Genomic DNA, 25,185 nt, shown 5'->3' with positions numbered 1-25,185 from the left:
ATTCCTTGATTGTTCAGGCGTGGCCGCGCCGGACCACTTCGAAAAAGTCTTCACCGCCCACCTGGCCGCCTTTCAGCACCATCTCCAGGCCGTCAATGGCCGGGTCGTCCGCGTGGGCGCGCACCATCGGCGCGCCGCGTTCCATGGGCGCCGCCCAGGTGAGCGCCTCGGCGCCCAGCTGGCAGACACCATAACTGGAGGTGTCGCCGCCGGCGAACATCACGCGCCGCAGCCCGGTCGCCTGGATCAGGTCATGGGCGACTGAACCCAGCACGCTGCCCAGTTTATCGCCGATGGGCACATGGCCGTTATCCAGCGGCCCCCGGGCGGAACAGATGACGCAGGACTGCCCGGCTTCGAGCGCGGCCTGAGCCGCGGCCCGCAGCCGCGCGGCCTCGGCGCCGGCATCGGCCAGCAGGGCCGGCACGTCCACCTCGTGGACGGCAAAACCCCGCTCGGCGGCTCGGTTGATCTGTTGTGCGGTCACCGGCGAGCAGCTGCCGCTGACCACCAGCAACTGTTCTACCTCGCCCACGTCTGAAGCGCCGGCCACGCCGGCACCCGGCTCGGTATCCGGCCAGGCCAGCACCAGCGCCCGGGTCAGCCCTGAGCTGCCAGCCATGAAATGTACATTGCGCGACAGCAGCACCTGGCCGGCCTGCTCCAGGTCGGACTGGTCGACGCTGTCGAACAGGACGATATCGGCGTCTTCCACGGCCCGGTCAAACACCTCGCCGGCCTGGCCCGCGCGGATGCGGTCCAGCGGCACCAGCGCCACGCGCGCGTCGGTCTGCGCGGCCAGGTGCAGGCGCAGGTCGGCCTCGTCCATCGGGGTGACCGGGTGCCGGCTCATCGTCGGGTGCTGGTCAATGCGATAGACCTGCTCGCCGGCGCGCGCGAACAGGTTGCCGTAGACCACGTAGCGGCCCATGTACGGCGCGCCCACCAGCAGCGCGACCGGCTGGCCGAACTGGCGAATGCCAATCTCGATGGCGCGACCGATGGAGCCGGTATGCGGAGCGCTGTCGAAAGTGGAGCAAATCTTGTAGTGGATGATGTCGGCGGCGGGCAGGGCGCGGAAGGCGTCGGCCAGGTGCTCGTCCATCCATTCCGGGCCGCGGCTGCGGCTGTCGCCGGCAATGCCGACGGCCTGGACATCGGGGAAGCGGTCCAGCAGCGCCGCGTCCGGCGTGCGCAGGAACAGCACCGCGCTCACGCCGCCCTCGGCCAGCTGCTCGAGCACATCGGTCGAACCGGTAAAGTCATCGCCGTAGAAAGCGTAGCGCAGCGTCACTTTTTGAAGGCCCCCAGCGCGGCCGCCAGCTCGGGGTGTTCACGCGCGGCCTCTTCCACGGGCACGCTGTCCACCGCCGCCGCCCAGGCCTGCTGCAGCGCCGTCACACCGGCCGCGGGCCCGCCCGGGTGGGCAACGATGCCGCCGCCGGCCGCGTAGATCAGGTCGGTACTGCCCAGCGCCTGGTAGGTGGCCGCCACCTGCCGGGCCGACTGGCCGGAGGAAAACACCGGCATGATCTCGCAGCCGGGGTGCGGCGGCTCGAACATCGGCGCCAGGCACTCACGCGCGGACGCAACAACGCTGTCATTGTCCTCGCAAAATTTGTTGTCGATGCCGTTCACATGGGTATGGTCGATGCCCGCCAGGCGCCACAGCTTCTGGTAGGCGATAAAGCTCATGCCCAGCGCCGGCGAACGGCCCAGCATGCCCCAGCCGTTGCGGTGGCCGTGGATGGGCAGCTGCGATTCGGCCCGCAGCGCCTTCATCGCCGGCAGTCCCACCGAGTTCATGCTCACCATGATGCAGGTGCCACCCTCGTCCAGCACGTGCTGGTGGCGGGCCAGCATCTCGTCGATGTCGCCGGTGATGTTGGCGGCGTACATGACCTTTTTCCCGGTCTTGTCGGCATGCTCACGAATGACCCGCATAACCGCGGACACGCGCTCATTGAACGGGCAGTGCGGCCCATCGGCCTGCAGCTCATCGTCCTTGATAAAGTCGACACCGGAAGACAGCAGGCGCTCGACCAGCTCGGCCGTCACTGCCGGCGACATGCCGACGCTGGGCTTGATGATGGTACCGATCATCGGCCGGTCATAGACACCGGCCAGACGACGCGTGCCATCAACGCCGAACTGCGGGCCCTGGTAGCGCTCCAGGAACACCGGCGGCAGTTGCAGGTCGACCAGCTTCAGGCCGGAAAAGGCCTTCAGCTCGGACAGGTTGCCGGCCACGGTGGCCAGCAGGTTGGGCAACGATGGCCCGAAATTGGATACCGGCCACGACAACGTGACCTGGGCCGCGCGGCGCTCGCCGCCGCCGGCCGGCAGGCCGGAGCCGGGCAGGGAAGGCCGTTCCACCGGCCCCAGGTCGGTCAGCGATTCGACCCGCGCGGCGTGCGCCTCGCGCATCTCGTCGGTCTCGCCGGGTACGCGGACGAAAGTCCCGGTCGACTGCTCCCCCGCCATCGACGCCGCGGCGTCGGCCAGCGCAAAGGCCGTCTCGATCCGGTACGTCGCCCGGACGCGTTGATCAGTCATGCAACATCCTTATTCCAGAAACAAAACAGGAGCGGCCACAAACGCGACCGCTCCCAGACGCCGTTGGCTCTAACGGCATCACCCGACTTAGAACCTTGCGGTCACGCCCGCGTAGAAGCGCTGCCCGATGGCGTCGTAGACACCCGGGTTGGTGCCGTAGTCCGCGCTGCCGCCGGCCACACCGCCGTACAGCGGCGCCGGATCTTCATCAAACAGGTTGTTGGCGCCCACGTAAACTTCGTAGTGCTCGCCAAACAGGTACTTCAGCTGCATATCGATGTACAGCACCGAGTCGACCTTGAAGTTCTCCTTGCCGGCATCGGCGCCGAATCGGCCCATCCAGTACTCGTCATCCAGGTAGGACTCGCCGATAAACTCGCCCATCAGGCTGGCGCTGAAGTTGTCCAGCTCCCAACCAATGCTGGCGAACCAGCGGTTTTCCGGATCGCCGATCTCGCCCACGGACTCGTTCTCCGCATCGCCGGTGAGCGGGATGATGCCCTTCTCCAGCAGGTGGGTGTAGCTCAGGCTGTAGTTGGCGAAGCCGCCGAACAGGTCATGCGCGTAGCTGGCGGTCAGGTCGATACCCTCGGCCCAGCTGCCACCGCTGTTGACCAGGCCGCGAACCACCTGCTCGACGGAGCCGGCGCTGTACGGCGTGGCCTCGACGGTACGGCGGGTGACGAAGTCACAGAACTCTGACAGGCTTTCTTCGTAGCACTTGTTCAACACCGTCGCCGTGGACACACGCGAAATGGCGTCCTCGATCTCGATATCCCAGTAGTCGACGGTCAGCGCCAGGCCGTTCAGGAAGCCCGGCGTCCACACCGCCCCGAATGTCATCGTCTCGCCGGTTTCCTCGGCGATATTCGGGTTATTGGCCGACAGCGTGCCCACGCCCTGGATGTCTGACTGATTCAGCGTGAACACGCCGCCGTTGGCGTTCATGTTGGCCAGCACACCCGGGTCGTTCTTACAGTTGGTCGCCAGCTCGCCGGTGTCCGCAATGTTCACACCCTCACAGGGGTCATTGATAGACGAGATCCCCGCGTTAGGTGCGGCGAACAGCTCACCGATGTTTGGCGCACGCACCGCCTGCGCGTAAGCCGCGCGGAAGCGCAGGTCGTCCGTCGGTGACCACTCGATGCCGGCGTCGAATGCCGTCACACCGCCGACCGTCGAGTAATCGGAGTAACGACCGGCCGCGCGCATGGTCAGGCTGTCCAGGATCGGCACGTTTACTTCCAGGAACACCTCCGAAACGTCCAGCTCACCCTCGGTGTTGGTCTGCTGCGTGTAGCCGTTCTGCGCGGAGTTCGACAGCGGGTCGAACACGTGAGAACTGGATTCCTCGCGGTACTCCACACCGGTGGCGATCAGCACCGGGCCCGCCGGCAGGTCGAACACGGAGCCGGCCAGGTTGCCTGCGATCACTTTCATTTCCTGCTCGGAGTTCTGGATCAGCGAGCCGTTGACGTATGCGAGCATGGCTTCGGTCATGTTGTTATCGCCAAACATGTTGGCCGGCACACAACCGTTGGACCGGGCAGCAGCATCGACACACACCGCGTCGGTGGTATCGCCATCGCCATCCAGGTCAAACACGTCCTGGCCCACCGTCAGCGCGTTGCGCAGGTTGGGACCGTGGAACAGGCCGTCCATGCGGCCATTCAGCGTGCTGCGACCATAGGAGACAAAGGTCTCGTAGGCCCAGTCGCTGTCCCCGACCAGGCCTTCCACGCCCATGACGGTACGGAAGGTGTCGCGATCCACCGGCGCCAGGCGGGTGCCGGGGCCGAACTGCGTCAAGCGCGAGTTGAAGCCGGCGTCACGCAGGCCATCACCGTTGGAATCAACGCCGCTGTTGTAGACCACGTCAGGCATGAACGGGTTACGCACCAGCTGGACTTCACCCGTAGCCGGGTTCAGCAGCCAGTTCTCAAGGTTCAGCGGTACGCCGATACCCAGCACCGAGTCGGTGCCCACGAACGGCGACGGCTCGAAGTAGGTCCGCGACTCGACCTTGCCGTAGGTGCCATCCAGAAAGATGTTGGCGTTGTCGCCCAGGTCGTAGATCGCGCGAATGGCAAAGGTCAGCCGATCAACCGGCGAGGCGATAGCGCGGTACTCGTTACGGTTGAAGCGCTCGTCCTGCGAGCCACCCCAGACCACCGCGTTACTGGCGTCGTCAAAGGTGTAATTGATACCACCGGCCTGGACAATACCGGCCGGAATCACGCCGGAGCGGCTGATGGTCTGCTCGAACACGGTGCTCGGGTCACGGGTGTTGTGGCCCAGGCTGGCGTAATCATCGTCAGTACGGGTGCGGTCCTGCGAACTGACCAGACCCTGGTCCGACCAGCCGATATTGAACATGAAGTTGCCGCGGTTTTCGGCAAAATTCACGCCGCCGGTGACGCTGGCCTTGTACTGCTCGTCATCGCCCTCGGCGGAGATGCCCGCCTGGCCGTTGAACACCAGGCCTTCGAAGTCGCGCTTGTAGATCATGTTGACCACACCCACCACGGCGTCGGAGCCGTAAATGGCCGAGGCGCCACCGGTAAGGGTGTCGACGCGCTCAATAAAGTCCGGCGGAATCATCGCCAGGTCGACCTGGGTGGAGCCGGGCGTTCCGGCCACCACGCGCTTGCCGTCCACCAGCACCAGCGTGCGGTCGGCACCCAGGTTACGCAGGTTGACGGTGGATGAACCCACCTCGGTAATGTCGGTATTCGAGGTCGTGCGGCTGGAACCCGCAATGCCGTAGACCGGCAGGCGCTCCAGCGTGTCCTGGAGGTTGACCGTGCCCAGGTCCTCGATCATGTCCGCGCCCACCACCTGCACCGGTGATGCCGCGGTGACCGCAGCGTTCTTGATCATGGTACCGGTGACGACGACCTCCTCCAAAAGGCCTTCGACATCATCGGCGTCTTCCTCGTCCTGCGCCAGGGCGCCGGTGGAAACACACAGCATGATCGCTGTCGCCAGGCGACCGAGCGCTGACAATTTAAGTCCTGAAGTACTTGGTTTCATCGTTATGCCTCTACTGGTGAATGTCGTCCACTTTGCCCATGGGGAGTAACGGACTGTTTTGAGCCTCACTGGTATACTATGTTACTAGGTATATCTGTTTGTCAACGGATTATTGACTTTTTATGACATCTTTTGATTGCTTATGACGCTTAGGGATGCGTTTTGACGACAACCAGGCACAAAAAAGCCCGGCTCGAAGGCCGGGCTTTCCCGTCTATAGCCAGTCTGGCAATTCGTCTATAGCCAATCTGGCAGTTTGGCTAAAGCCATTTGGGCAAAGTGGCTATAGCCGACCAGGCTCATGTCGTGCTGATCGCACCCACCAGCAAGATCGCCAGCAGAAACTGGATCAACGCAATGGCCACCGCGGCAATAAACGCGCCGCCAAATCCATTCACGGTCAGCCCCTTCAACATCGAGCCCGCCAGGTAGATCACCGCGGCCGCGATGACCAGGTTAATGATCGCGCCCACAATCCCGGTCAGCCCAGGCACAAACATGCCCACCAGCCAGGAAAGAATGCCGATCACCAGGCCGGCAATGATCGCCGCCCCAAAGCCATCGACCTTCAGCCCCAGGTTCAGCTTGCTGACCACCCAGATCACCACGCCAGACACCACCGCGGCAATCGCGATGGCGATAATCGCACCGATTAATGCACCCATGTTCCGATCCTCCAACCAGACGTTATGGAGAATTGACGGTACACCGGGGGGTGAGGTGGGTAAAGCGCAGGTGGCTGCTATAGCGAACCTGGCAAAGTGGCTATAGACAATTTGGCAGACAGGATAAAGCCATTAAGGTGCGCTGGCTTCAGTCAAGCTTTCATGCTCATCACTGTCCAGCCTTGCTTTGATGGCCGGCATCATCTGGATCGCCTGGTAGGCTTCCTGACCGACGTTCGTCCTGGCCTGGTCGATCTCGTAGTTTGCCTGCAGGTTCAGCCAAAACTCCGCCGTCATATTGAAATACCGAGACAGACGTATTGCTGTATCCGCAGTAATCGCACGTTTTCCCCGAATGATCTCCATGATCCTTGTCTGAGGAACGTCGATGTCTTTGGCCAGGCGATATTGGGTCAGGCTCCATTCATCCATGAGCCGCTTCAGGTGCTTTCCCGGATGTGAATGTGGAATTCGGAATCTGGTCATCTGATCACACTGGTTTCAATGGTAGTCGACAATTTCTACATCAAATGCATCGCCGTTCCGCCATTCAAAGCAGACACGATACTGACGATTGATGAGAATGCTGTACTGCCCGGCACGGTTGCCTTTCAACTTCTCCAGGCGGAAGGAACGAAATGCCCGAAGATCATTCAGGTGACGGGCCGCGTTAAGCTCATCCAGTACTTCCCGTGCCTTGTCTCGCAAAGTTGCAGGAAGCTTCCGGGTCGCGAGGCCTTCAGCCACGTACCTTGATGACCTATTACGGAAACTTCGAATCATCAAGAAACGCTAACGCAAAGCGATACTACCGCGATACAGCAGTATTCTCAAATCTCCGTAGGGAATCGCCTCAAACCCCCGTCGGCATTCTCCCCTTTTGAGAACCCCCACCCCCAGAATCACCCCCAACCCGGCAACTAATTCACCACCACCCCTTGCAATTACAGTTTTCTACACTATATTACAGTTTCTCGCAGTTAACGCCGACAAGGCCCGAAACGATGCCGAAACTCTACGACCTGCAGGAAATCGCCAAGGTGACCGGCCTGCCCGAGCGCACCGTGCGCTACTACCTGGCCAAGGTGGTGAACGCGCCCAGCGGCACGCCGGGGCGCAAGTCGTACTACGACCAGCAGACCGTGGACCGGCTGAAGCTGGCCAAACAGGTACTGGCCAGGGACTACGACCCCAAGCGCGGCGAGGTCAAACCGTCGCTGGAGCAGTTCAGCGACTGGCTCGACAACCTGGATGAAGAGGAGATCCACCGCCTGGCCGAGATGCCCTACCGCATCAAGCCCAAGGCCATCACCCAGCCCGGCAGCGCGCCGCGCCGGATCGCAATGAACGTGGCCCAGAAAGCCCACACTGAACCGAACCTGTTACAGGTCGACGAATCCGCGTCGAACTACCTGGACCGGATCATGGGCCCCGACCCGCACCGCAAACCAGAACCACCCACCGCGGACCACTGGAACGAGTTCCAGTTCGGCCATGACCTGGTCATCCGCGTGCGCAACCCCCTCACCCGCGACCAACGCCGACAGGTGGAACTGGCCGGGGCACTCCTGAAATCCGTCGTCGGAGGAAAATGACCATGACCGATATCCAAATCAAAGCCCGCTGGGACCACGCCCAGGCCCCCACCGGCAAAGACGCCACCCGCGGCCTGCTGATCGACATCATCGCCCCGGAACTGCCCGCCGATGAAGGCAACACCGAACGCCCACCCGTCAACCTGGCCCTGGTCATCGACCGCAGCGGCTCGATGAGCGGCGGCCCGCTGGAGGCGGCGAAAGAAGCGGCGATTGGCCTGGCCAACCGCCTGCGCGACAGTGACCGCCTGTCCGTGGTCGTCTACGGCTCCGATGTCACCGTCGTCGTTGATTGCGCGCGCATGGACACCACCGGCAGGAAGTCCGCCGTATCTGCGATTCAATGCATCGAGACAAGCGGAATGACCAACCTTTCCGGTGGTTGGCTCCGTGGCGCCCGCTGCGCAGCAAACGCCATGGATGAACACGGCTTTAAGTCAGGCCACGTTATCCTGCTCTCCGACGGCTGCGCCAACGAAGGCGAGTGCAACCCCGAACGCCTGGCCGAACTCGCCGGCGACCTGGCCGACCGCAACGTGACCACGACCTGCGTCGGCATCGGCGCCCACTACTCCCCCCTGCAACTGACCGCGATTGCAGAAGCCGGCCAGGGCGAACTGCACCAGTCCAGCGAGCCCAACGAAATCGTCGAAGTCCTCTCCGGCGAAATCGGCGAACAGACCCAGGTGGTCGCCCGCAAATTCATGCTGCACCTGCAAGGCCCCCACGCCGAAAACGCCCGCCAGCTGACCCACTACCGCCAACCCGGCAACGGCAACGGCGCTCGTGCCGGCGCCGGCTTCGGCCCTATCCACATCGGCACCCTGATCGCCGGCCAGACCCGCCACGTGGCGCTGCTGCTGGAGTTCGAAGCGGACCATCTGCCGGAGCCGATGACGCTGGACTACACGATCTCAAGCAACTGGCAGCACCCGGATACCGACACCGCCCATACCGCAACCGCCCGGACACAACTGGCCATCGTCCCGCCCAACACGTTCAGCGAAGACACCCGCGACAAAGCCGTCGCCGAAACCATCGCCGAACTCTGGCTCGCCCGCCAGGGCTACGAGGCCATGCTCCACAACGAGCGCGGTGACTTCCGCCAGGCCGGCGCCTCCTTCAGCGTCAACGAAGTAGCCTTCGACGCCCTGGTCCAGGACCTCGACAGCTCCGTCTCCATGCTCAGCCGCCGCGACCGCATGGCCAGCCGCGTCCAACGCAACTGGGACGGCATGTCCAAACGCGAAGCCATGGCGCTGGCCCGCAAGTCGATGCGTTCGAAGCCGGATTTCCGTAGAGCCAGGAAAGACGCCGACTGGGCGGACTCACAAGACAGCTAATCGCGGGCAGATCCGCCTGGCCGCGTCACCCTGCGCGGTCAGGCGGGATCAATCGTACCGTTGCGCGGGCCAGCGTCATCTGTACACGCGTTGTACGTGTAGGTGCCACGGTCGACACGGCGGCCCACCCGACCAACCCAGGCCTTGCCGGCGGGAATGGTGATCTGGTTGTGCTGAACCGGCGTGAGCAGGGCATTGCTGATGTTTGTCAGCGACTGCTCGTGGCCGGACAGGTTAACGATGACCACCTCGGTCTGCTGCGGCGGCCGCCAGGGGTCCTCGCTCGGAACACAACCTTCGCCCCCATCCGCGCAAGGACCCAGCACCAGTACATCATGGATATTGTTCGGCATCTTCTTCTTCCTCCCTTGTGTCACAAACGCACCGCGGCTCGCCCGCGATGCCCATACTTCAATCGGCGGCGGCCAGGCGCGGGTCACTCATCAGCGGCTTCAGCACCCGGTTAACGGTCAGCTGGCGGCTATCCGCACCCGCCGCTATGGCCTGGTTGATGTAGTCGATAGCGGTTTCGCGGTCGCCCAGCAGTTCGTGGACCTCGCCGGCGGCCATCAGCACCTCGGATGAGTCCGGGGAAAGCGCCAGCGCGGTATCGAGCCGCCGTAGCGCCAGCTCGCCGTCGCCCTGCCGTGCGTAGTAGAGCGCCAGGTCGCTGTGGACCCAGGGATCGCGTGGGTTCTGTTCACGCCCGGCCTCGGCCAGGCGAATGGCGTGAGTAAATGTCTCGTCGGCCTGGATCTCGCGCCCACCCATGTCGGTGTAGACGAAGGCCAGGTTGCCCCAGGCCAGCCAGTCATCGGCATCGATGGCCAGCGCTTCCTCGAACGCCGCCACCGCGTCCTCAAACCGTTCCTCGCGCCAATAGGCCGTACCCAGGTTGCTGTAACCCATGTAGGAAGGCCGGATGGCGATGGCCTGTTCGTACTGCTCAATGGCCTGGGCATTGCGCCCCAGCCCACTGAAGGCCGCCCCCAGGTTCACCCGCGCGCCAAAATGGTCCGGCGCCGCGTCAATCACCATGCCCCACTGGTCGGCAGCGTCCTGGTAGCGGTCCTGTCGATAGAGAAAGTTGGCCAGCGAATCGCGCAGCACAAGATTGTCCGGCGCCAGCGCCACGGCCCGCTGAAACGCCGCCTCGGCCTCATCAAGCTTGCCCTGGCGCTCCAGCAACTTGGCCATCGCCTGGTTGGCATCAGCATCGTTCGGGTCAGCGGCCAGCGCCCGCTCCACCGCCACCGTCGCCAGGTCCAGGTTGCCCTCCACCAGGTGCAACCGCCCCTGGGCAACCTGTACCGCCGCCAGGCCATCATCCAGCGCCAGCGCACGCGCCACGCTGTCAGCCGCGCTGTCCAGGTACGACCGGTCACCCGTGAGCACATAGCGCATCCGCAACGCCTCGGACAGCCGCGCATGCGCCAACGCAAAATCCGGATCAACCGCAATCGCCTGCCGATAGAGGCTCACCGCCTGCGCCAGGTTATCGCCCTTGTCCCAGCGCATCAGCAACGCCTGCGCCTGCAAATACGTCGCCTGCGCATCACCCACACCCGGCCGCGCCGCCTCACCACCAGGCGCCGACACGCCGGTCCGCGCCCCCATCAACGGCCCCCAAAGCGCAAACAGCACGGCGACCAGCGCAACCGCGCCACCCACCCAGACCGGCCACCCCAACCCCCGCCGCCGAGCCGGCGGCCGATGCCCACCCACCCGCCGAGCCACACCCGGCGCCGCCAGGCAAGCCTCGACCAGGCGATCGGCATAGCGTTCATCGTCGTAACGAAACAGCGCCTGCACGCTCCCCAGCGACAGCGCCAACTCAGAAGGCAACTCACAGGGCTCCAGGTAGACAGGCAGAATGTCCAACCCCCGATCCAGCGCAAAATCCACCTCGCGCTGACAATGCGGCGAAGCCAGCGACGCCGGCGACACATAAAACACAACCCGCGCAGACCGCTCCAACGCCCCGGCAATCTCCGCCCGCCAACGCGCCCCCGCCGAAATCCCCTCGTCATACCAGGCCCGCACCCCACGCCCACCCAGCATCAACAGGTCGTCATAAACCACCCCGGAATCGGCATGCGAATAGCAGACGAACACATAAGGCTCGTCACCCCTATACGCCTCCACCTTGCCCATACGCACCCGATCCCCACACCCCGCCGCCCAGGCAACGAGACACGCTAAACGTTTAATCCCAGTTTAGCTTGTTTGCGCAGAGCGGGTGGCCTGCAGCCCCCACCCGGCATGCTAGTCTTACCCGCAACAACTAAACGCCAGGCCAGAAGCCATCAAGCAGCGAATGCAAGCGACAAAGACACTCCTCTTTTACGCCGCAGTCATCACCACACTGGCCACGCTGGGCTACGCATTCTGGCTGGACACCCGGCCACAAGCCCCCGAACCCGAACCGAACCATTCCAAAGCCACCACCGCCCCACCAACGCCATCCCACCAGCCGCCGCCGATCGCCGCACCTTCGCCATCACCCGCCCGGAAGACACTCCGCAAATGCACCGGCGACCACGGCGAACCCGTTTTCACTGTCACCGACGACCCCAACTGCAAGCCCTACACCAGCGGAAACACCCTCTCGGTGATCGAACAGATGCCCCGCAATAGCTGGCTGGAGCAAAAGCGCAGGGCCGAGCAGGCCCAGGCTGAAAACCGCCGCACCAACACACCGCGCAAGTACAACCCCGACATCCGCCTGACCGGCAAGAGCCCGCCACGCGGCACCACGAGGGAGTGCAAATTCCCGATTGGAAGGGCTCTGGAAGTCGAACGCATGCTCAGTGCGGCTGACGATGCCAGTGAAAGCGCCTGGCTCGACGAGTACTGCGAGTGGGTTAGTGAGGCCAGTGGGCTGCAGTGCCCGGACCTGGCGAGCACGCTCTATTACGAAAAGCTTTGTTACTTCAAATAGGTCCAGCTACCCGGCTCAGTGAGCTTCGTCATGGGTGAAATAGTCGTACAACGAATCTTCAACCGGGTCTGACAGGCGGAACTGAACCTTAACGACTGGTAGCAGTTTGCCTTTATCGTTGCTAATTGTGGCTTGCTCAAAGCTATCGTCTAAAGCTTCGAGGTCGCCCACGAAATAGAAATCAGCGCCTTCATCGTCGGACTTTTTGATAAACAGCGGCATTCGCATACCAGTGTCACGGGCATTGCGAATAGCAAGTACGTCGTTGCTGTCTAAACGTCGGTTCGACTTCGACATCCAGGCGAAGGTCAAATTGTTGATGAAGTAATCTTCATAGTTTGTGGACTCCGATATGCCCTCACTCTTGTGATACGTCACGAAAATGGGACAGTTCGTTCCGTCCTCGCTGACAATGTAGCCGCCAACGTTCTGGGCGACGGGATTGGTTTCCCAATTGAGGATACGAAAGACATCTTTGCGGCTGTACTTCTTATAGAGCTGAAAACCATCACGCATTTTGGAAGCAGCGAACGCCGCATCGAAAATCGCCATCGAGTACTCAATGTTGTCGATAAGATATTTTTTAAATACTGGTTGTGCCAGACACGCCAACAGATCAGGATGAGGGCGAACGGACGAACCCCATCGTTCTACCGCCTGAAATCCCAAGATCTCGCCCACGGGCAACATTTTCCCGTCTTTTTTTGCCCTTACGAACCTCAAGTTCAGGCCGTTGATTGCAGCGTCAATGGCCGCATCCGTCAGGTCGCCATACTTTCTCGTGAATGTGCGCTTGAACTCAGTTAGATCGACAACACCATTATTAATTACGGCCAACAACAACATCGACTCTTCCGCTCGAACGCCGTTGTTGATCTCTTTCGAGAACTTCTCCTGGACTAGCTTTTGCTTCGGCGTCAAAGCGCCCTTCAGTGTGTCTTCTTGAGTTTCAGCGAAATGAAAAAACGACTTTTTAGCATCGACATAGAGATATGGGTCTCGCGATCCGTGCTCGATAAAGTCCATCATCATTGGCGCTCGGCCTAGTTGGAACTTCAACAACTCATAGTCTTTTCGCAAGTCCTTGAGCCGCTGCATGTTCGCTGTATCAATCGCGCTGTAGATTCTCTTTTTCGAGATCAGGTCGAAATTGATCGTAGATGTGCCCGGGAGCGTTCTACTGCCATCATTTAGCAACTTGCGAAGGCGGTCCTTGTTGTATGAGTGATCGCCGTAGAGCGCGATCGGTACCAGAAAGTTATTCGTGTAGTTCCCGATAAAATCGATGATCGTTAAGTACTCTTTACCACCGGTCTTTCGAAGGCCACGCCCCATTTGCTGCACAAACACAATCGCTGACTGGGTTGGCCGCAGCATAACGACCTGGTTCACCCGCGGAATGTCGACACCCTCGTTGAAAATGTCGACTGTGAAAATGTAGTCCAGTTTGTCGGCTGGGTCCTCAGACTCAAGGCGGTGGATCGCCTCAACCCGCGCCGACTCAGAATCTTCGCCGGTGAGCGCAATGGCTCGAACGCCTCGCGCCCGGAACTGCGCGGCGAGCGCCTTGCACTCATCGGTACGCGAGCAGAACACTAAACCTCGTACCTCGCCTGAGTCAGTGCCGTAAAAAGCGGTTTTCTCCAAAATCCGCGAAACGCGCTCTTCCGAGGTCAATAAGTTGAAGTCCGTGCTCTCATCAACCAGTTGGTCGTTGATGGCCAGATCCGTAACCCCGTAGTAGTGGAAAGGGCAGAGCATTTCCTCTTCGAGCGCCTGGTGAAGCCGAATCTCATAAGCAATGGTGTGGTCAAACAGGCTGAAGACATCGTAACCATCTGTGCGCTCTGGGGTTGCCGTCATTCCTAGCAAAAACCGCGGCCGAAAATAGTCAATGACCGCCTGATAGCTTGTGGCGCCAGCACGGTGAGTCTCATCGATCACGATGTAGTCAAAATGAGTCGGAAAAAACTTTCTTAGGTTTTCCGGCTTCGACAACGTCTGAACGGTGCAAAAAACAAAGTCACGATCAAAATCCCTGACCTCGCCCGAATACAAACCCATGGTGCGCGACTGTCCATGGACTTCTTGGTACGACGCCATGGCCGCCTCGGCGATATTACGGCGGTGGACCACAAACAAGAGCTTTTTGGCGCCAAACGCCTCGGCATCAAATGCCGACAAGAACGTCTTACCGGTTCCTGTCGCAGAAACGAGCAGGGCCCTTGTCAGGTCCTGCTGGCGAATCTCGTCCAAGTTGGCCAAGGCGGCTTTCTGCATCTGGTTCGGCTGAATAACCCGACGCAGTTCTTTTGCTTCGCCGTCCTGGATATCCCCAGGGTAGGACGACAACACCGGATCAAACGGTTGGACAAGAGCTCGCTTCGCTTGCGCCTTGAAGTAAACCGACTCGTACCCTTCGATAAATGCGTGATCGACGGGGATGCCGCGTTGGAACTCGTAGTCGAATTCCCGCCGCGTCTGTTCCAGTAACGCACTGTCTTCAAGCGCCGATACATGCAGATTCCATTCCGCATTTTTCGAAAGCGCATTGGCTGTTAGATTGCTACTGCCAACGATGAGCGACCAACACTGGTTCGCACGTTCAAAAAGATAGCCCTTCGCGTGAAAGTTATGCTCTACCGAGATACGAAGGTCAATGTTGGGCAGATGGAGTAGCCGGCGAAGTGCCTCCGGCTGCGTAAAGTTCTGATACTGCGAGGCAAGAATTTTGCCCCGAACGCCAAGCACCCTAAGCGTGTCGAGCGCATTAATTAGCGAAGCAACACCACTCGTCGTAATAAACGCCACCGAAAACTGGAAGCTCTTACACCGAACCAGCTGGCGCTCCAAACTGGTGAGCACTTTGCGCGATTCTTCACGATTGTTCGTCAGCAGCCGCGGTAAGAACTCCCGGCTAGAGTCGCGCCGGCGATCAACAAAACCGTTCGCGAGATTCTGAAGAAAATCGTTTTCAGAAAAACTCATTCGGCTCGTTCTGCAGCTTCTCAACAATAGGCACGTCCGCCGCGGCCCAATCAAGCACCGAAAGCTCTGCCGGACTCAACCACCGATGATCGACATGCTCCGTCAACGCCATCCCCTCAACACTTTCAGTGGTACAGACATAACTATGCATGACAATGGCAAAATCCGGATAGGCATGCGACACCGTTAGGTAGTGCCCTTCCACCGCCACATTCAATCCCAGTTCCTCTGAGATCTCCCGTACCAAAGCGCCTTCGTTGGTCTCCCCGGACTCCACCTTACCGCCGGGAAACTCGTACTTACCGGAAATGTACTCGAACTTTGCAGGGCCCCGTTGGGTACAGAGAATTTTCTTGTTGTGCGCGATGATTGCGGCGACGACTTCGATTTTTTTTATCATGCGGTAGACGGTAGCAGGTTTCGAATTTCAACGGTGCCAGCCTGCCAGTGAAGGCCCCCGAAACACACCACCCAACTCGGGTTCGCGGTGCCAACGAATATAGTCGACGCTCACTTTGGGTTCACCGGGGATAGGTTGGCGCAGGGGTTTGCCATGAAGATCTCGCAGCCGTGCGACGGCAGTATCAGAGCCTGTGAACTCCCTGGAGACCAAAATTTCGTGGTTGTCTGTCAGTGACCAGGCGCCGGCGTCGAAGAGTTTGTGCAGGGTGGGTTCCAGGCACAAGCCGTTGCTGACCATGTCCGGGCCTTCGTAGGCGTGCCACTGTACATGCGCCGCTTCGCAGCCGAAATATGTTCCGGCAAGGGCGGCCCGGAAGCCAGTTGCGGCGCAGCGATGCTCATAGGCGCGCAGGACGTCCTGTCGGAACCTGGGGTTGCGCGCCTGGCGGCGGGCGGCCATGGGTTCGGTGTCGGCAACGGCATTGAACAACGCTGCTTCGTCGAGACCCACGGCGGCGATGATTTCCTCCCGGGCGGATTCCGGGAAGTATCGATTCAGCACGGTGTCGGCAATTTCTCCGGCCAGGGTGGGGTCGTGTTTTAACAGGCCGAGCACTTCTGGTGTGAAGCCTGCCTGGGTTTCTGCTAATGCTCCCATCTTTGGGAATCCGCCAGCCTGCCTGGGAAGATATTCATCACCTTCAACTTCCCATATGCCATCGCCTCGGAGGTGCCAGTAGGGCAGTTCGGGTTGGTGCCGGGTTGCTACCGGCGGTGCCCAGGCGTTCAACAGTGGGAGAAGCATGCTGCGGGCATCATTGAAGGGCAGGCGGTCGCGCCCTTGTTGCAACTCGGCCAGGGCGCTGAGCACGAGAAGCGGCTTGTGCGGCGCGCGGCGTTCGCCGGAGCGGAAGGTGTTTAGCCCGGCGACGGTTTCCAGGAGTTGTTCGCGATTCATTAAAGAAGACCTTCGATCCAGCAGAGGACTATGGCGTTGTTTTACTTATTAACGAATTTAGTGAGTTTATTCCAAACACATAGTGGTTTCCCCACACCTGACCCTATGGATGAGGCTTGAACCGCTCGAAGATGCAAAGTCGGAACTTGAGCCAGCGATGCGTGTGTTACGACCTGTTTATGACTGGGTCTCGCGGCAGCCTGGCGTTGATTGAGACATAAAGGACTATTAATGGGCGTTTAGGGACTATTAAAAGGACTATTTGTTTTGGCCGGCTGAACTCGCTTGTCTGTTGGCCGGGGGTATCAACTCCCAAATGGTCATGGTTTCTGTTCCAAATTAGAACTGCTTTGGATTTTTTCCGCAAAGAGAGATTTCTAAAAAACCATGTATTACAAAGCGTTGTAAACCCTCATGCTGGCTTTTGTTCTGAATTTTCTAAATATCTTGGTTTTTTAACCAGCCGGAACCAGGTGCTATCAATCATTTCTGTCGCACCAGGCTTCAGGTGTCACCAGCCCTGTATCGCGAACCTGCTCGCTCGCCAATCATTACGAGGTCACCGGCATCAACCAGGTTCTTCAGGCATTTTCTTAGTTGGCTCCGAGGAATCTCCGAACCTATCCTTTCATGGATTTCACCGATACGGGAATCAGGGTATCGACCGACATCTTCCCTTACGAGTGCTGCAAGGCGATGAGGCTCAATGTGCTTGAGCGATGTGGCGCCTGTCATTCCTGAGTCTCGCAACAATTCCGGCGACACAAGGTAGCGTGTCCCCTTGGTCCGTCCCCTGGTTTCCACCAGTTCAAGCTCAAGTAGCCGCCCTAACCAACTTGATAGAGAGCCCTGGTCGGTTTCAAGCCTCTCAACCAGTTCTCCCGCTATCAGGCCATCAGACTGTGCGAGCACTCCTAAGGTAATGCGTTCACGCTGGGTGAGTTGATGGCGGGCATCGGCGTCTTGCATCAAACGCATGACTCCCGGGTTTGGCACCAGCCTGCGTATCGTAACCGAGACCCTGTCCTGTCCAACTTTCAACTCCGGGATAGGCCGCCCGCGCGACAGCAACAGGTCGTATACGAGATCGTAGCCACTGCCCTCGCGCTCCATCAGCTCAAGGTCATGGAACACTCTGGCAAGTTCTTCATTGCGCCGCCTGCTCGCATTCAGAATATTCCTGGTCGTCACACCAAGAGGCAAAGTTCCGGGGTTTACGATCTCCAGGGAACCAGGCCTGAGGTTGATATAGATATCACCTTTCTGGGTATAAGGCCGGTGAACCAATGCGTTGATGAGCAATTCCCGAACAACTTTCTCATCATAGGCCGGAACCGACTTTCGGTAGAGTCCTTCCGATACTTCATAGCTTTCCTTGAAATCCGGAATCGCCCCCCAGATCGCTTCGACGAGCTCGATTGGAGACTGGGTGTGATCATCCCACGCCCACTTATTCACCTTGTTTCCGGCATCGTCAAACTTCAGCGCCTGAACTATAGGAGCCACGCCCAGGCTCCTGCGCGTATTCGTCGAACCAACGAGTAGCGCACCGAGATTGGTCAGGTTTCGCCCAATGACAAGGCTGTAGTGCTCGAGCAACTCAGCGTCTGACTTCTCTTTCACCGAAGGCCTGACCCGTTCAGAATGCCTGAAGCTGGTAACCAACCGTTTCAGCACGAGCGGATCAATGTGTTTTTTACCAAGCTGACTGTCAACGAGCTCCCAAGCCCATCCTGGTCTCTCTTCAGCCAGCCGAAGCACGTTGTCACCAGTAATGGGCATACACTGATCTGAGACCCGGATAAAAAACCGCCCATCAGTTGTAGATGCGACGTTTTGAGAGCGGCTGATGTTCAATCGCACGTACTCCGCACCGTTCTCACAGCAAACCTTTTCAGGGAATGCATTGACGTGGATCGTCAATTCGCCAACGCGTTTACTGATTCTCTCAAGCAAGGCGTCCGATATGCGCTGCCCTTCAGGTGGTGAGGATTCGCCATCTTCGATTCCCAGAAGAATCTGCCCACCTCGGCTGTTTGCAAAGCAAACACATGTACACGCCAGTTCTTTCCAATCGGCACTCTTTCCTGAAACCAGGCGGATGGACTTTATATCGTGAGTTTGACCTTCAACAGAAGCCTTCAAATCCATTGCGTCACCCTCCGTAAATCAACAAGTTGGTGCCGCAACATGCGGAACAGGTCTGATTTGCCCAAAACTCGTGCATATCAGGCATTTTGATGTCAATCAGGTGGTCCTTCAACTTGGTTCAACTACCCCACCACCGGATAACACCCCATCTCCCACTCCACGCCCGGTCGCGCCATCATCAGGTGGATGACCACGGGCACCAATTTGCCGAGGATGTCGGCGCCGGCGGTGACCTGTTTGCGGTTGATTTGGCCGTTCCAGGTGGCGCCGCCGTGGATGAGTTGGTTGCGCAGGGTGTAGAGGCGGTCGAAGAGTTCGCCCAGGACCTGGCCGGTGCGTTGTTGGCCGAGGGCGCGGTAGGCGCGGGTTTTGGAGTGGCTGAAGCTTTGTTTCCAGGCGGCCTCGTCAAGATTGCCTTTTTGGTGTTCCCAGTAGGGCTGGAAGACATATTGGTTGTCCAGGAAGCCGCGGATGGAGTTGGGGAACTGGTCCCAGACCAGGTTGTAGAGCAGGTTCTGGCCGGCACCGGCGCTGTCGGTGGCGAGCAGGCGGCGGATGAATTCGCGGAAGCGGCGGCGTTCGGTCCAGGAGACGCGGCCGGCGACCTGGTCGCGGGCGTAGGCGGCGTTCAGGGCGATCCACGCGAAGATGAACCTGGCGTCCTGGTCTTCGGTTTCCTGCTCGGCGCGTTGCAGCCAGCTCAGGGCGCGGTGGGTGCGCAGGGCCAGGGCGGGGGAGTAGCCGTCGCGCTCGGCGCGGTGGCGGGCTTTGAGGGTTTGGTAGTTGAGGCTATTCATGCCAGAGCCTGTCGATGGGCACTGCGAAGCAGTTGGGTGGCTCGAGCGGGAGGGTGTTTGTACCCGAGTACAGCAGTGCGCCGCCCTGGAAATTTTTGCCGGCCTGGGTGGCCAGCCGGGCCAGGCCTTTGGCGTCGGTCCGCTTGATGCTGGCTGACCGTTTCACCTCTACGCCCCATACGCGGCGTCCCTGTTCGATGACCAGGTCCACCTCCTTCTGGTCCTTGTCGCGGTAGTGGGAAAATTTCAGCTCACTGTCCACCCATCCGGACTGGCAGATCAGTTGCTGGACGACGAAGCTTTCCAGGAGCCCGCCAAATTCGGTGCCGTGTAACGACCAGTCCGAGGGAGTCAGCCGGAGCAGGTTGGCGGCCAGGCCGGAGTCGACCATGTGAACCTTGGGCAGGCTGACCAGGCGCTTCATGCCGTTGCGGTGCCAGGCCGGCAGTTGCCTGACCAGGAACAGTCTTTCGAGTATCGTGATGTACCGGTTGATGGTTGTGCGGTCCAGGCCCAGGTCATTGGAAGCCGCGTTCACGTTAAGCAGGTTGGCTGTCTGGTGGGCCAGGTACTCAACCAGGCGACGCAGGTCATCCTCTTTTCGTACCTGGGCGACTGCACTTACATCTCTCTGGATCACTGCATCCAGGTACTGCCGGTACCACCGGCGCGCGCTCCTGGCGGGTCGCCCCAGGGGTTCCGGGTATCCCCCTGAACAGATTGCCTCGGCCGTTCCGCTGACCACCTGGCCACTCTCACTCACGGCGGCCTCAAGCGCGCCGGAAATCAGTGTCTCCAGGAAACTGGTTTCCGTACCCTGCTTCTCCATTTCAGACAACGGGTGTAGCCGGACCACTTCCATGCGCCCTGCAAGAGATTCGTTCACGCTCGGCAGCAACAGCAGGTTCGCCGAACCTGTCAGGACAAAACGACCCGGCGTTCGGTTCTCATCCACGAGCAACTTGATGGGTGGCAACAGCTCCGGCACGCGCTGGATCTCGTCAAGCGTCACCTGTTCCGGCAGTGCACGCAGGAAGCCCAGCGGGTCGGCCTGCGCCGCGTCGAGCAGCCCCGGGTCATCGAACGTCACATAGTGCCGCTTGGGCAGCAGTCGCCGGACAAGTGTTGATTTGCCGGACTGGCGTGGCCCGAGCAGGCACACGACTGGCGTGTCGCCCAGCGCTTCGCTCATGGCGGTTGCCATCAGCCTGGTATAGATTTTTTCCTCTTCGGCTTCGGCCATTTGTTGACTAATGCCCCGGCTATTTGCGGGCTATATTAGCGTCTATTTGCTGGTTAAGCTAGCGTCTATTTGTTGATTAGTGGGCCGTCTGGTTGCTGATTACCCTGTGTTAAGCAGCTGATATATAGCCTAAATCAGGCCTCCCCCAAAGCCCTTGCCTTGCACTGTTCCAACGCCGCCTGGTACTTAAACCCGCGCGGGTCCAGGCAGGCACAGCGGTCGGTGTCCGGGCTGTAGGCGCAGCGGACGTCCTTGGGCATCCGGTTGCGGATGTCTGTCGGGGCAGGGGCTGGCTCCGGTTCCGGGGTGGTTTCCGCGGTGGTTGGGGGTGTCGTTTCTGGTACCGGGCTCGTCGCGGGCACGGGTGTCGGCGGCGCTGTTTCAGGCGCGGGCTGCGTGGCCGCCGGTTTGCCGGTCAGTTGGCTTTCCGCATAGTCGGTCGTGATGTCACTGATGCGCTGGTAGGCAAACCAGGCCACGGCGATCATCAGTGCGACACCGATGAGTTTGAGTCCGATGTTGATGGCGAGCCCCCTGAAATACAGCTTGCTGGCTGTTGCGACCATACCATTGCCGGCGCCGTGGCGGCGAACGGTGGTTTCGATGTGCTCGCGGTCGGTCTCGGGGCCGGGGGCCAGGCGGGCGGCTTCGATGGCGTTTACCGCCGCTTTGACCTGGGTGTCGGTCAGGCGTTGGCGGGGCATGGCGCGGAGCACCTGCATCAGGTCGCGCAGTGCGAGGACGCCCTTGGGGATGCCGGTTTTGAACGTGGCCTTGCCGGTCATGATCACCAGCGACTCGAAGGCTTCATCACCCAGGCCGGTGGCGGTTTGCAGGGCTTTCACGTGTGCATGGTTCTGGCGCAGCGGATTCTGGAAGGTGTTCCTGGCGTGGCGGCCGAAGGATTGCGTCCACTTGGCGTCGCCAGCCTTACCGAAGACCCACCCGGCCAGGTGTTTCGTTTCCAGCACGAAGATGCCGTAGCGGCTGATGACGACATGATCGATCTGTGTCGTGTGGCCGCCGGTGGTGGGCAGGGTCACGTTGTGCAGTACGCGGTACTCGCCGGGGTCGAGTCTGGCCAGGGTGCGTTCGACCATGGCCTCGCCGCGGCGGCCCTTGGCGCCGGGGGAGTTGAGCCAGGCGGTCAGCACAGCAACGGCGCCGACTACAACGACCAGGACGATGTAAATCATGATTCTAGCCCGTATACCGCTGACGTCATTGACGAGAGAGCCCCAGGTTGCCGAGTGGGTTCATTCCAGATTCTGGAATCCGGAATTGGTGAAAAAGCAAAACACAATCTCCGCACCCGAGCCTCCCTTAGAGCGGGTCGCCAGCACCACTATTATCAATTTTCGGAAAATTGATAATTATTGATAGTGAGTGAATCATCTCATCATCCTTGCATTTCTGGAGTCACGCTCCTTAATTGCAATGATGATCAAGCAATGTCCTACGGGAATTTCAGATTCATGCCATAGGCCGGTGCTGTATGGCGTTCTAAACTCACATCAAATGAACACCTTGCACGCTTGTTCCCATAGCGGGAACACTCTACAATATCTCCGAAACAGGACGTCGTGACCGTTGCGAATCATCAGCCGGAAAACCCTGGTTTCGTTCTGGTCACAACCGCAGCACCAGGATGCGGAGTTGCCTTTGCGGGCCTGGTGGGTGCTCGCCCGCAAGGCGGACTGGGCGTCACCGCATGACATCAAGGGCCAGTTCGCGAGCGCCAGTGTTATCGCCGGCAACCGGATGGTGTTCGACATCGGTGGAAATAAGTACCGGCTGATCGTGAAGTTCAACTACGCGTACCGAACAGGCTATATCCGCTTTGTGGGGACGCATGAAGCATATGACCAGGTTGACGCAGAGACCATTTGATGAATGTTTACCCCATCAAGACCGAGCATGACTACGAGCGCGCGCTGGCACGCGTCGATGCGCTGATGGACGCCCGGCCGGATACGCCGCAAGGTGATGAGCTGGACATCCTGGTGACGCTTATCGAGGCCTGGGAAGAGCGCCAGTACCCCATAGCCAGCCCCGACCCGGTGGCTTTCCTGAAATCCGCGATGGATCTGATGGGCAAGGACCAGGCCGCGTTAGCGACCCTGCTGAAGTCGCGCCCGCGGGCCTCTGAGCTGCTCAACCGCCAGCGCTGCCTGAGCCTGGCGCAGATCCGCGCCATTACCTCGGGCTGGAACCTGCCAGCCGAGCCCCTGATCCAGGCTTACGAGACCGCGACCTGACTCAAGGATCCCACGCCTCGCTCTCCACCAGTTCGCGGATGACGGCCTGGCCCTGGGCGTACTCGCGGTCGAGTTCGGCGATGCGGGCGGTGACGCGGGGGTCGCTGGTGACGGCGGCCAGGAAGGGGTCGCTGTAGGCGTAGGTACGGCGGGGCCATTCGTGGATGGGAGCAGCGAGGTCTTCGAGGGCCTGGTCGGTGGCGCGTTGCAGGTCATTGCGCAGCAGGGCGTCGAACATGCGGATGTAGGGGTCGTCGGCCCATTCCATGCCGAATGCCGAGCGCGTCTGCCGGTACTGTTCCCAGGCGGCCAGCGCTTCTTCCCTGGGGCGGGTGCGGGCCAGCAGCTCTACCCAGGCGTACTGGGCCATCACGCCCTGGGGCGACGGTTGCGGTGTCGACAGGTCATCAAGGCCAGGAAAAGCCTCCTGCAGCAGAGGCAGTGCGCCTTCGCTGCGGCCGCTCATGCTCATGGCCTGCAGCCACTCAAACAGCGCGGTGGGATAGACGCCGTGGCGCATGGTGGCGGGCTGGCGGATCATGCCTTCGGCGATGTTGATGATGGCGTCGGTATCGCCGGCGGCCAGGGCACGATCGATGCGCAGGCGCTGGACGAAATCCGAGTTTGGCGCCAGCGCGCGGACCCGTTCCGCCCACAGGTCGCCTTCTTCCAGCAGGTCCCATTCGTAGAACTGGCGGGCCAGCGTGGCCACCACTTCATGGTCTTCCGGGTCGAGCTGGACGTGCCGCAACCGCCAGGCAAAACCACCGCGCAGGTCGCCCTGCACCATGGCGGAGCGGGCCATGCGGCTGTAGTGGTTGGGGTTGTCCGGCTCCAGTTCCAGCGCGCGCTGGAAGGCGGCATTCGCGTCTTCGTTGCGTTCCATGCCGCGCAGGATATTGCCCTTCTGCGCGTAGAGCTCAGCCGATAGCGGGTCCAGGATCAGGCCGGCCTCGATAATGTCCAGCCCCTGCTGGAAGCGCTGCAGGCCGTAGGCCACGCCCACGGCCAGCTGGCCGCGCAGGAAGGACTGCTGCGGCAGCAGTGCCAGCAGCCCGGCCAGTTCCGCGGCGGCGGCTTCCAACTCATCCGTCTCGGTGTTGTAGCTTCGCTCCTCGGTGAATATCAGCGACAGTTCGACGGCCCGCGCCAGGCGGTTGTCCGGCTCCTGTTCTTTTACCTGGCTGACCAACGAGAACGCGGCCGGCTCAAACTCTTCTCTCGTCACCATGCCGGTGTTGTGCTGCATCAGGTAGGTCACGGCCAGTGCCAGCTTGGCGTCGATAAAACCAGGGTCCATTGAAATGGCCTGCTTGAACAGGCTCTCGGCCTGGCCCAGCGAGGCGAACGAGCTGATGTCGCGCTGCTCCAGGCCCTGCAGGTACAGGTCGTAGGCGTCGACACTCTCGGTTTCCGGGTGGCGCGGCGCCTGGTCACCGCCCAGCAGCGCCACGTCCAGGGCGCTGGCGACATCGGTGGCGATCTCGTCCTGGATGGCGAAGATGCCTTCGAGCGGCCGCGTGTAATTGCCCGACCACAGGTGAATGCCATCGCTGGCGCGGATCAGCTGCGCGGTCACGCGAACCTGGTTGTCGGCGCGCTGGACGCTGCCTTCCAGGATGTTGCCGACGCCCAGCGCGGCGGCGATTTCCTGCACCGGCTTGTTCTGGTTCTTGAAGGCGAATGACGACGTTCGGGCCGCCACGCGCAGCTCGGGCAGCTGCGCCAGCATGTGCAGCAGTGTGTCGGTCAGGCCGTCGGAGAAGTACTCGTTCTCGGCGTTGGCGCTCATGTTGACGAACGGCAGCACGGCCACCGAGACGGCGTTGCCGGCGGGTTCGGACGGGGCCCGGGTGTCGGCGGATTCCGCCATGTTGTCGGCGACCTGTTGCGCCGGCGCGGTGTCGGTCAGGATGAACTTGTCCACCAGCAGGTAGCCCACGGCCAGCACCAGCGTGGCCATGATCACGCGGTTCAGCCGCCTGCCGGTGTTGTGGGTGATGGACTGCTGCCGGTCGACATCGCGCTCGCGCTTGACGCCCTCCGGTGTCAGCTCGAAGGCCCAGGCAAACACCAGCACCAGCGGAAAACCGATGCCCAGGGCGATCAGCAGCGTACTGAACACCCAGTCCGGCGCGTCGAGGTTGTCGATCAGCACGTCGGCAATCTGCATCAACAGCCAGGCCATCACCGCGTAGGCGATGCCCACGCGGATGACATTGCGACGCTTGAGTTCCTCGAAAAGGCCCATTGAC

At 60.7% G+C, this 25,185-nt stretch carries 21 protein-coding genes; 5 read left to right on the top strand and 16 right to left on the bottom strand.

The window, feature by feature from the left end; all coding sequences use genetic code 11:
- Positions 1–13 precede the first annotated feature (13 nt).
- From F3N42_RS09580 to F3N42_RS09555, 6 genes are all read right to left on the bottom strand, one after another.
- Positions 14–1,294 (bottom strand): four-carbon acid sugar kinase family protein, encoded by a 1,281-nt coding sequence (locus F3N42_RS09580; RefSeq protein ID WP_150864206.1) that lies wholly within the window; start codon positions 1,292–1,294, stop codon positions 14–16.
- A complete protein-coding gene (locus F3N42_RS09575; protein WP_150864205.1) occupies positions 1,291–2,556 on the bottom strand; it encodes a ribulose-bisphosphate carboxylase large subunit family protein in 1,266 nt (421 codons plus the stop codon). The genes F3N42_RS09580 and F3N42_RS09575 overlap by 4 nt, the downstream gene beginning before the upstream one ends.
- Positions 2,557–2,643: 87 nt before the next feature.
- Entirely contained in the window at positions 2,644–5,589 is a 2,946-nt protein-coding gene (locus F3N42_RS09570; RefSeq protein ID WP_150864204.1) for a TonB-dependent receptor domain-containing protein, read from the bottom strand.
- Positions 5,590–5,888: 299 nt separating this feature from the next.
- Positions 5,889–6,254: a phage holin family protein gene (locus F3N42_RS09565; RefSeq protein WP_150864203.1), complete on the bottom strand. Its 366-nt coding sequence runs from the start codon at positions 6,252–6,254 to the stop codon at positions 5,889–5,891.
- Positions 6,255–6,386: 132 nt separating this feature from the next.
- Positions 6,387–6,740, bottom strand: a complete 354-nt coding sequence (locus F3N42_RS09560) for a HigA family addiction module antitoxin (RefSeq protein ID WP_150864202.1) — start codon at positions 6,738–6,740, stop codon at positions 6,387–6,389.
- A gap of 15 nt (positions 6,741–6,755) precedes the next feature.
- Positions 6,756–7,001, bottom strand: a complete 246-nt coding sequence (locus tag F3N42_RS09555; RefSeq protein ID WP_318190951.1) for a type II toxin-antitoxin system RelE/ParE family toxin — start codon at positions 6,999–7,001, stop codon at positions 6,756–6,758.
- 257 nt (positions 7,002–7,258) lie between these two features.
- Here F3N42_RS09555 and F3N42_RS09550 point away from each other — a divergent pair, with 257 nt between their 5' ends.
- The gene (locus F3N42_RS09550; RefSeq protein ID WP_150864200.1) at positions 7,259–7,849 is read left to right on the top strand and encodes a MerR family transcriptional regulator; all 591 of its coding nucleotides are present in this window, start codon (positions 7,259–7,261) and stop codon (positions 7,847–7,849) included.
- A 2-nt stretch (positions 7,850–7,851) separates the two neighbouring features.
- A complete protein-coding gene (locus F3N42_RS09545) occupies positions 7,852–9,192 on the top strand; it encodes a vWA domain-containing protein (protein ID WP_191621334.1) in 1,341 nt (446 codons plus the stop codon).
- A 38-nt stretch (positions 9,193–9,230) separates the two neighbouring features.
- On the opposite strand, the gene F3N42_RS09540 is transcribed toward F3N42_RS09545, so the two are convergent.
- On the bottom strand, positions 9,231–9,545 hold the full coding sequence (locus tag F3N42_RS09540; protein ID WP_150864198.1) for a hypothetical protein: 315 nt from the start codon (positions 9,543–9,545) through the stop codon (positions 9,231–9,233).
- 58 nt (positions 9,546–9,603) lie between these two features.
- Positions 9,604–11,346: a toll/interleukin-1 receptor domain-containing protein gene (locus F3N42_RS09535; RefSeq protein ID WP_150864197.1), complete on the bottom strand. Its 1,743-nt coding sequence runs from the start codon at positions 11,344–11,346 to the stop codon at positions 9,604–9,606.
- A 163-nt stretch (positions 11,347–11,509) separates the two neighbouring features.
- Between F3N42_RS09535 and F3N42_RS09530 the strand changes: the two genes are divergently transcribed.
- Entirely contained in the window at positions 11,510–12,133 is a 624-nt protein-coding gene (locus F3N42_RS09530; RefSeq protein ID WP_150864196.1) for a hypothetical protein, read from the top strand.
- A gap of 15 nt (positions 12,134–12,148) precedes the next feature.
- Here the strand turns inward: F3N42_RS09530 and F3N42_RS09525 are convergent, their stop codons facing one another.
- The 7 genes from F3N42_RS09525 to F3N42_RS09495 form a co-directional block, all read right to left on the bottom strand.
- The gene (locus F3N42_RS09525; RefSeq protein WP_150864195.1) at positions 12,149–15,121 is read right to left on the bottom strand and encodes a DUF3427 domain-containing protein; all 2,973 of its coding nucleotides are present in this window, start codon (positions 15,119–15,121) and stop codon (positions 12,149–12,151) included.
- On the bottom strand, positions 15,108–15,521 hold the full coding sequence (locus tag F3N42_RS09520) for a (deoxy)nucleoside triphosphate pyrophosphohydrolase (protein ID WP_224784835.1): 414 nt from the start codon (positions 15,519–15,521) through the stop codon (positions 15,108–15,110). Before F3N42_RS09520 ends, F3N42_RS09525 begins: the two co-directional genes overlap by 14 nt.
- A gap of 27 nt (positions 15,522–15,548) precedes the next feature.
- A complete protein-coding gene (locus F3N42_RS09515) occupies positions 15,549–16,481 on the bottom strand; it encodes a phosphorothioated DNA-binding restriction endonuclease (protein ID WP_150864194.1) in 933 nt (310 codons plus the stop codon).
- 504 nt (positions 16,482–16,985) lie between these two features.
- The gene (locus tag F3N42_RS09510; RefSeq protein WP_150864193.1) at positions 16,986–18,632 is read right to left on the bottom strand and encodes an ATP-binding protein; all 1,647 of its coding nucleotides are present in this window, start codon (positions 18,630–18,632) and stop codon (positions 16,986–16,988) included.
- 122 nt (positions 18,633–18,754) lie between these two features.
- The gene (locus F3N42_RS09505) at positions 18,755–19,429 is read right to left on the bottom strand and encodes a HEPN domain-containing protein (RefSeq protein WP_150864192.1); all 675 of its coding nucleotides are present in this window, start codon (positions 19,427–19,429) and stop codon (positions 18,755–18,757) included.
- Complete coding sequence (locus F3N42_RS09500; RefSeq protein ID WP_150864191.1) at positions 19,422–20,672, bottom strand: ATP-binding protein; 1,251 nt, start codon at positions 20,670–20,672, stop codon at positions 19,422–19,424. Before F3N42_RS09500 ends, F3N42_RS09505 begins: the two co-directional genes overlap by 8 nt.
- A 134-nt stretch (positions 20,673–20,806) precedes the next feature.
- Positions 20,807–21,868, bottom strand: coding sequence for a nuclease-related domain-containing protein (locus F3N42_RS09495; RefSeq protein WP_150864190.1), 1,062 nt, complete (start codon positions 21,866–21,868; stop codon positions 20,807–20,809).
- 394 nt (positions 21,869–22,262) lie between these two features.
- Here F3N42_RS09495 and F3N42_RS09490 point away from each other — a divergent pair, with 394 nt between their 5' ends.
- Positions 22,263–22,562 (top strand): type II toxin-antitoxin system HigB family toxin, encoded by a 300-nt coding sequence (locus F3N42_RS09490; RefSeq protein ID WP_150864189.1) that lies wholly within the window; start codon positions 22,263–22,265, stop codon positions 22,560–22,562.
- On the top strand, positions 22,562–22,930 hold the full coding sequence (locus F3N42_RS09485) for a helix-turn-helix domain-containing protein (RefSeq protein ID WP_150864188.1): 369 nt from the start codon (positions 22,562–22,564) through the stop codon (positions 22,928–22,930). The genes F3N42_RS09490 and F3N42_RS09485 overlap by 1 nt, the downstream gene beginning before the upstream one ends.
- A 1-nt stretch (position 22,931) precedes the next feature.
- Here F3N42_RS09485 and F3N42_RS09480 read toward each other — a convergent pair whose 3' ends face one another.
- Positions 22,932–25,181: a hypothetical protein gene (locus tag F3N42_RS09480; RefSeq protein WP_150864187.1), complete on the bottom strand. Its 2,250-nt coding sequence runs from the start codon at positions 25,179–25,181 to the stop codon at positions 22,932–22,934.
- Between the last annotated feature and the right edge of the window lie 4 nt (positions 25,182–25,185).

It is taken from the genome of Marinihelvus fidelis, from assembly GCF_008725655.1.
Lineage (GTDB): Bacteria > Pseudomonadota > Gammaproteobacteria > Xanthomonadales > SZUA-36 > Marinihelvus > Marinihelvus fidelis.
The sequence above is the reverse complement of the archived record's forward strand: the minus strand, read 5'-3'. Positions and strand labels throughout refer to the sequence as shown.

Excerpts from the sequence above, each read along its gene's own strand:
- F3N42_RS09510 (WP_150864193.1), bottom strand. The coding sequence starts at position 18,632 with ATGGATTTGAAGGCTTCTGTTGAAGGTCAAACTCACGATATAAAGTCC.
- F3N42_RS09550 (WP_150864200.1), top strand. The coding sequence starts at position 7,259 with ATGCCGAAACTCTACGACCTGCAGGAAATCGCCAAGGTGACCGGCCTG.
- F3N42_RS09480 (WP_150864187.1), bottom strand. The coding sequence starts at position 25,181 with ATGGGCCTTTTCGAGGAACTCAAGCGTCGCAATGTCATCCGCGTGGGC.
- F3N42_RS09500 (WP_150864191.1), bottom strand. The coding sequence starts at position 20,672 with ATGGCCGAAGCCGAAGAGGAAAAAATCTATACCAGGCTGATGGCAACC.
- F3N42_RS09525 (WP_150864195.1), bottom strand. The coding sequence starts at position 15,121 with ATGAGTTTTTCTGAAAACGATTTTCTTCAGAATCTCGCGAACGGTTTT.
- F3N42_RS09565 (WP_150864203.1), bottom strand. The coding sequence starts at position 6,254 with ATGGGTGCATTAATCGGTGCGATTATCGCCATCGCGATTGCCGCGGTG.
- F3N42_RS09535 (WP_150864197.1), bottom strand. The coding sequence starts at position 11,346 with ATGGGCAAGGTGGAGGCGTATAGGGGTGACGAGCCTTATGTGTTCGTC.
- F3N42_RS09485 (WP_150864188.1), top strand. The coding sequence starts at position 22,562 with ATGAATGTTTACCCCATCAAGACCGAGCATGACTACGAGCGCGCGCTG.
- F3N42_RS09520 (WP_224784835.1), bottom strand. The coding sequence starts at position 15,521 with ATGATAAAAAAAATCGAAGTCGTCGCCGCAATCATCGCGCACAACAAG.
- F3N42_RS09530 (WP_150864196.1), top strand. The coding sequence starts at position 11,510 with ATGCAAGCGACAAAGACACTCCTCTTTTACGCCGCAGTCATCACCACA.
- F3N42_RS09495 (WP_150864190.1), bottom strand. The coding sequence starts at position 21,868 with ATGATTTACATCGTCCTGGTCGTTGTAGTCGGCGCCGTTGCTGTGCTG.
- F3N42_RS09540 (WP_150864198.1), bottom strand. The coding sequence starts at position 9,545 with ATGCCGAACAATATCCATGATGTACTGGTGCTGGGTCCTTGCGCGGAT.
- F3N42_RS09575 (WP_150864205.1), bottom strand. The coding sequence starts at position 2,556 with ATGACTGATCAACGCGTCCGGGCGACGTACCGGATCGAGACGGCCTTT.
- F3N42_RS09505 (WP_150864192.1), bottom strand. The coding sequence starts at position 19,429 with ATGAATAGCCTCAACTACCAAACCCTCAAAGCCCGCCACCGCGCCGAG.
- F3N42_RS09570 (WP_150864204.1), bottom strand. The coding sequence starts at position 5,589 with ATGAAACCAAGTACTTCAGGACTTAAATTGTCAGCGCTCGGTCGCCTG.
- F3N42_RS09545 (WP_191621334.1), top strand. The coding sequence starts at position 7,852 with ATGACCGATATCCAAATCAAAGCCCGCTGGGACCACGCCCAGGCCCCC.
- F3N42_RS09515 (WP_150864194.1), bottom strand. The coding sequence starts at position 16,481 with ATGAATCGCGAACAACTCCTGGAAACCGTCGCCGGGCTAAACACCTTC.
- F3N42_RS09560 (WP_150864202.1), bottom strand. The coding sequence starts at position 6,740 with ATGACCAGATTCCGAATTCCACATTCACATCCGGGAAAGCACCTGAAG.